This window comes from Cardiobacteriaceae bacterium TAE3-ERU3, from assembly GCA_019218315.1.
In the GTDB taxonomy this organism is placed as follows: Bacteria; Pseudomonadota; Gammaproteobacteria; order Cardiobacteriales; family Cardiobacteriaceae; genus JAHUUI01.
Genome location: JAHUUI010000010.1, coordinates 1 through 2,500, shown reverse-complemented (window position 1 = coordinate 2,500; position 2,500 = coordinate 1). Strand labels below are relative to the sequence as shown.

The 2,500-nt window shown below is 50.9% G+C and carries 2 rRNA genes (1 of these 2 cut by a window edge); both read left to right on the top strand.

Annotation, left to right across the window (positions count from 1 at the left end):
* A 23S ribosomal RNA gene (locus tag KRX19_11500) occupies positions 1 to 2,240 on the top strand (it extends 634 nt beyond the left edge of the window).
* A 123-nt stretch (positions 2,241 to 2,363) separates the two neighbouring features.
* Positions 2,364 to 2,479, top strand: a 5S ribosomal RNA gene (gene rrf, locus KRX19_11495).
* Positions 2,480 to 2,500: the final 21 nt, after the last annotated feature.

Here is a 2,500-nt window from a genome sequence, read left to right as displayed (position 1 = left end):
GCGTTTTAGTCGCTGGGTGTAGACCCGAAACCGGGCGATCTATCCATGGGCAGGTTGAAGGTTGAGTAACATCAACTGGAGGACCGAACCCACTAACGTTGAAAAGTTAGGGGATGACCTGTGGATAGGAGTGAAAGGCTAATCAAGCTCGGAGATAGCTGGTTCTCCCCGAAAACTATTGAGGTAGTGCCTTGTAGATGACTTACGGGGGTAGAGCACTGTTTCGGCTAGGGGGTCACACCGACTTACCAAACCGATGCAAACTCCGAATACCGTAAAGTTTGACTACAGGAGACACACGGCGGGTGCTAACGTCCGTCGTGGAGAGGGAAACAACCCAGACCGCCAGCTAAGGTCCCCAAATTACAGTTAAGTGGGAAACGAAGTGGGAAGGCGAAGACAGCTAGGAGGTTGGCTTAGAAGCAGCCACCCTTTAAAGAAAGCGTAATAGCTCACTAGTCGAGTCGTCCTGCGCGGAAGATTTACCGGGGCTAAACTGTGTACCGAAGCTGCGGATGCATATTTATATGTATGGTAGGGGAGCGTTGTGTAGGCCGATGAAGGTGTGTTGAGAAGCATGCTGGAGGTATCACAAGTGCGAATGCTGACATGAGTAACGATAATGCGGGTGAAAAACCCGCACACCGAAAACCCAAGGTTTCCTGCGCAACGCTAATCGGCGCAGGGTGAGTCGGCCCCTAAGGCGAGGCGGAAACGCGTAGTCGATGGGAAACAGGTTAATATTCCTGTACTGATCATAATTGCGATGGGGGGACGGAGAAAGCTAAGCCAGCACACTGTTGGATGTGTGTTTAAGCATGTAGGCTTGATGCCATGGTAAATCCGGGCATCTTTAAGGCTGAGATGTGATGACGAGTCATTACGATGACGAAGTGGTTGATGCTCTGCTTCCAGGAAAAGCCTCTAAGCTTCAGATTATGATTAACCGTACCCCAAACCGACACAGGTGGGTAGGATGAGAATTCCAAGGTGCTTGAGAGAACTCGGGTAAAGGAACTCGGCAAAATGATACCGTAACTTCGGGAGAAGGTATGCCCCTGATGGTGAAGGCCTTGCGCTGTAAGCTATTGGGGGTCGCAGAGAATAGGCCGCTGCGACTGTTTATCAAAAACACAGCACTCTGCAAACACGCAAGTGGACGTATAGGGTGTGACGCCTGCCCGGTGCCGGAAGGTTAAATGATGGGGTGAGAGCTCTTGATTGAAGCCCCGGTAAACGGCGGCCGTAACTATAACGGTCCTAAGGTAGCGAAATTCCTTGTCGGGTAAGTTCCGACCTGCACGAATGGCGTAACGATGGCGGCGCTGTCTCTACCCGAGACTCAGTGAAGTTGAAATCGCAGTGAAGATGCTGTGTACCCGCGGCAAGACGGAAAGACCCCGTGAACCTTCACTACAGCTTGACACTGAACATTGAAATAAGTTGTATAGGATAGGTGGGAGGCTTTGAAGCAGAAACGCCAGTTTCTGTGGAGCCATCCTTGAAATACCACCCTGCTTATTTTGATGTTCTAACGTAGGTCCCTTATCGGGATTGCAGACAGTGTCTGGTGGGTAGTTTGACTGGGGCGGTCTCCTCCTAAAGAGTAACGGAGGAGTGCGAAGGTTGGCTCGGTGCGGTCGGAAATCGCACCAAGAGTGCAAAGGCATAAGCCAGCTTAACTGCGAGACATACTCGTCGAGCAGATACGAAAGTAGGTCTTAGTGATCCGGTGGTTCTGAATGGAAGGGCCATCGCTCAACGGATAAAAGGTACTCCGGGGATAACAGGCTGATTCCTCCCAAGAGTCCATATCGACGGAGGAGTTTGGCACCTCGATGTCGGCTCATCACATCCTGGGGCTGTAGCAGGTCCCAAGGGTATGGCTGTTCGCCATTTAAAGTGGTACGCGAGCTGGGTTCAGAACGTCGTGAGACAGTTCGGTCCCTATCTGCCGTGGGCGTTGGAGATTTGAAGGAAGCTGTTCTTAGTACGAGAGGACCGGAATGGACGAACCTCTGGTGTACCGGTTGTCATGCCAATGGCATTGCCGGGTAGCTATGTTCGGAAGGGATAACCGCTGAAAGCATCTAAGCGGGAAGCCCCTCCTGAGATAAGATCTCCCTTGACCTTTAAGGTCACTCAAGGTCCGTTGTAGACGACGACGTTGATAGGTTGCATGTGGAAGTGTAGTAATATATGAAGCTAAGCAATACTAATTGACCGTGAGGCTTGATCATACAACGCTCAAGTTATTTTGAAGCTGACAGAATTGTTGAATACAAATTGAATGTTTGCCTGACTCGCCCGTAAAAGCGTGTTGGGTTGAAGAGTGATCTAAACAATCACTTGACACCGGTTTTCCTGACGGCCATAGAACTGTGGTCCCACCTGATCCCATGCCGAACTCAGAAGTGAAACGCAGTATCGCCGATGGTAGTGTGGGGTCTCCCCATGTGAGAGTAGGTCACCGTCAGGGCTTTACACAGCCCCTTAGCTA